The sequence below is a fragment of the Streptomyces sp. adm13(2018) genome (assembly GCF_008042145.1).
In the GTDB taxonomy this organism is placed as follows: Bacteria; Actinomycetota; Actinomycetes; order Streptomycetales; family Streptomycetaceae; genus Streptomyces.
Window position 1 is genome coordinate 263,774 of record NZ_RDBH01000129.1, and the last position, 4,067, is coordinate 267,840.

Below are 4,067 nucleotides of genomic sequence, written 5' to 3' on the forward strand. Positions count from 1 at the left end.
GGGGAGGCCGAAGTCGGAGGGGAGGAGGGCGGCGATCCAGCCGTCCCGGAGCGTCCCCTTGTTGGTGAGGCCGGCCCGCTGGGCGCCCTCGAAGACGAATCCGACCCGCTCGGCCACCGCGCGCGACCCGGTGTTCCCGACCTCGGCCCGCCAGACCAGCCGGGTGCAGCCGAGCCCGGTGAAGGCCCAGTGGGCGACGGCCCGGACGGTCTCCGTCATGTAGCCGTGGCCGCGGTGCTCGCCGGCCAGCCAGAAGCCGACCTCCCAGACGCCCATGCCACGGCTGGTCAGGGACACGGCCGCGAGCAGCGGGCCGCCGGCCAGCGGTTCGACGGCGAAGGCGTACTCGGTGTCCTCGCGCCATCCGTCGGGTACGAGGTGGTTCAGGAACAGCTCGGCGTCCTGCCGCGTGTAGGGGTCGGGGACGACGGTCCAGCGCCGGATGTCGGGGTCCTGGCAGAGGGCGTACACCGCGTCCGCGTCCGCGGGCACGAAGTTCCGCAGCCGCAGGCGGTCGGTGGTGAGGGTGATCGGCTCCATGTCTGGATTCTGGTGAGCCGCCCGGCCGGACGCGAACACTTTTCGGATGGGGCGGCACCTTCCGCCCACCTCGTGCGTTCTCTTTCCGGGCGGGCGTACGGCTCCGGCACTGTGGGCCTCCCGTCGCGCGGGCGGTCTCGCTTACGATGGCCGTTGCGGTGGGGACCACCTGCCGTGCCCCGCGCTCGTGTCCATGACAAGACCCAGTGCCAGGCCCGACCGGCAAGGAGACCAGCCTCAGTGTCCGTCTTCAACAAGCTCATGCGTGCAGGCGAAGGAAAGATCCTGCGCAAACTGCACCGCATCGCGGACCAGGTCAACTCCATCGAAGAGGACTTCGTCAACCTCTCCGACGCCGAGTTGCGGGCGCTCACCGATGAGTACAAGCAGCGGTACGCCGACGGCGAGAGCCTCGACGACCTGATGCCCGAGGCCTTCGCGACGGTGCGCGAGGCCGCGAAGCGCGTCCTCGGTCAGCGCCACTACGACGTCCAGCTGATGGGCGGTGCCGCGCTCCACCTCGGCTATGTCGCCGAGATGAAGACCGGTGAGGGCAAGACCCTCGTCGGCACCCTCCCGGCGTACCTCAACGCGCTCTCGGGCAAGGGCGTGCACCTGATCACGGTCAACGACTACCTGGCCGAGCGCGACTCCGAGCTGATGGGCCGGGTGCACCGCTTCCTGGGCCTGTCGATCGGCTGCATCCTCGCCAACATGACGCCGGCCCAGCGCCGTGAGCAGTACAACTGCGACATCACGTACGGCACGAACAACGAGTTCGGCTTCGACTACCTCCGCGACAACATGGCGTGGTCCCAGGACGAGCTCGTCCAGCGCGGCCACAACTTCGCCTGTGTCGACGAGGTCGACTCGATCCTCGTCGACGAGGCCCGTACGCCGCTGATCATCTCCGGCCCGGCCGACCAGGCGACGAAGTGGTACGGCGACTTCGCCAAGCTCGTCACCCGCCTCTCCAAGGGCGAGCCCGGCAACCAGCTCAAGGGCATCGAGGAGACCGGCGACTACGAGGTCGACGAGAAGAAGCGCACCGTCGCCATCCACGAGGCCGGTGTCGCCAAGGTCGAGGACTGGCTCGGCATCGACAACCTCTACGAGTCGGTGAACACCCCGCTCGTGGGCTACCTGAACAACGCCATCAAGGCGAAGGAACTGTTCAAGAAGGACAAGGACTACGTCGTCATGGACGGCGAAGTCATGATCGTCGACGAGCACACCGGCCGTATCCTCGCCGGTCGCCGCTACAACGAGGGCATGCACCAGGCGATCGAGGCGAAGGAGGGGGTGGCGATCAAGGACGAGAACCAGACCCTCGCCACGATCACCCTGCAGAACTTCTTCCTCCTGTACTCGAAGCTCTCCGGCATGACCGGTACGGCCATGACCGAGGCCGCCGAGTTCCACCAGATCTACAAGCTGGGCGTCGTCCCGATCCCGACGAACCGGCCGATGATCCGCAAGGACCAGTCCGACCTGATCTACCGGACCGAGGTCGCGAAGTTCGCCGCCGTCGTCGACGACATCGCGGACAAGCACGAGAAGGGTCAGCCGATCCTGGTCGGCACGACCTCCGTCGAGAAGTCCGAGTACCTCTCGCAGCAGCTGTCCAAGCGCGGTGTCCAGCACGAGGTGCTCAACGCGAAGCACCACGACCGCGAGGCGAGCATCGTCGCCCAGGCCGGCCGCCGCGGCGCCGTCACCGTCGCCACGAACATGGCCGGTCGAGGCACCGACATCAAGCTCGGCGGCAACCCGGACGACCTCGCCGAGGCCGAGCTCCGCCAGGCGGGTCTCGACCCGGTCGACCACGTCGAGGAGTGGGCCGCGGCCCTCCCCGCCGCCCTGGAGCGTGCCGCGAAGGCCGTGAAGGCGGAGTTCGAGGAGGTCAAGGACCTCGGCGGGCTGTACGTGCTCGGCACCGAGCGCCACGAGTCGCGGCGCATCGACAACCAGCTGCGCGGTCGTTCCGGCCGTCAGGGCGACCCGGGCGAGTCCCGCTTCTACCTCTCGCTCGGCGACGACCTGATGCGTCTGTTCAAGGCGCAGATGGTCGAGCGCGTGATGGCCATGGCCAACGTGCCGGACGACGTGCCGATCGAGAACAAGATGGTCACCCGGGCCATCGCCTCCGCGCAGTCGCAGGTCGAGACGCAGAACTTCGAGACCCGCAAGAACGTCCTGAAGTACGACGACGTGCTCAACCGGCAGCGCCAGGTCATCTACGGCGAGCGCCGCCGCGTCCTGGAGGGCGAGGACCTGCGCGAGCAGATCCAGCACTTCATGGACGACACGATCGACGACTACATCCGCCAGGAGACCGCCGAGGGCTTCGCGGAGGAGTGGGACCTCGACCGCCTGTGGAACGCCTTCAAGCAGCTCTACCCGGTGAAGGTCACCGTGGAGGAGCTGGAGGACGCGGCCGGGGACCGGGCGGGCATCACCGCCGAGTTCATCGCCGAGTCCATCAAGGACGACATCCACGAGCAGTACGACTCGCGGGAGAAGCAGCTCGGCCCGGACATCATGCGTGAGCTGGAGCGCCGCGTGGTCCTCTCCGTGCTGGACCGCAAGTGGCGCGAGCACCTCTACGAGATGGACTACCTCCAGGAGGGCATCGGCCTGCGCGCCATGGCGCAGAAGGACCCGCTGGTCGAGTACCAGCGCGAGGGCTTCGACATGTTCACCGCCATGATGGAGGGCATCAAGGAGGAGTCCGTCGGCTACCTGTTCAACCTGGAGGTCCAGGTCGAGCAGCAGGTCGAGGAGGTCCCGGTGCAGGCGGGCGGTCCGTCGCTCGACAAGCAGGACGCGGTGCCGGCCGGCGCCGGACGTCCGGAGATCCGCGCCAAGGGGCTCGAGGCCCCGCAGCGCCCGGACCGGCTGCACTTCTCCGCCCCGACGGTGGACGGCGACGGCGGTGTCGTCGAGGGCGACTTCGCCTCGGAGGACTCCGGTGACGGGATGACCCGTGCGGAGCGCCGCAAGGCCCAGAAGAACGCGGGCGGCGGGCGTCGCCGCAAGAAGTGACGCGGTGCCGTTGACGCGTCCCCGCGGACGGGATGTCGCTGAGGCGGTTCCGTCGACGCGGTGAGTGGTACGACGAGGGGTCGGTCGCCCGGTGGGCGGCCGGCCCCTTCGTCATGCCGACCGGGGTGCGAGGGGCGCCGCGGGGCGGGGCGGGATGCCCAGGCCGTCGAGTTCCACCGCGGCGCAGCGCCAGCGCAGGTCCTCGCCCCGCTCCAGCCGGAACGCCATGGCCCGGACGCGGGGGCCGGTGGCGATGCTCGCGAAGGCCTCCACCGCCGAGCGGTCCTCGTCCACCTGGACGGAGCAGCGGCGCAGCACCGGGCGCGGGCCGAGCGAGCGCAGGGGGGTGCCGGGGGCGATCCGGACGAGCTGTTCGTAGGCCTCGCCGACCGTGTGGCCGAGCATCCAGTGGACCGGGCGTTCCCCGCTGAGGACGGCGAGGAGGCGTTCGGCGAAGACGGTGTGCGGGGGCAGGGCGCGGG

3 protein-coding genes are annotated in these 4,067 nt (G+C 69.3%); 1 reads left to right on the forward strand and 2 read right to left on the reverse strand.

Annotated features, from left to right (window positions below; translation table 11 throughout):
* Positions 1-540, reverse strand: a 540-nt coding sequence (locus tag EAO70_RS17840) for a GNAT family N-acetyltransferase (protein ID WP_148005204.1), incomplete at its 3' end; no start/stop codon positions are given.
* Between the two features lie 240 nt (positions 541-780).
* On the opposite strand from EAO70_RS17840, the gene secA reads away from it, so the two are divergent.
* Positions 781-3,585, forward strand: coding sequence for a preprotein translocase subunit SecA (gene secA / locus EAO70_RS17845; protein ID WP_148003934.1), 2,805 nt, complete (start codon positions 781-783; stop codon positions 3,583-3,585).
* 111 nt (positions 3,586-3,696) lie between these two features.
* Here the strand turns inward: secA and EAO70_RS17850 are convergent.
* A partial coding sequence (locus EAO70_RS17850; protein ID WP_261992927.1) for an Rv3235 family protein occupies positions 3,697-4,067 on the reverse strand: 371 nt, incomplete at its 5' end.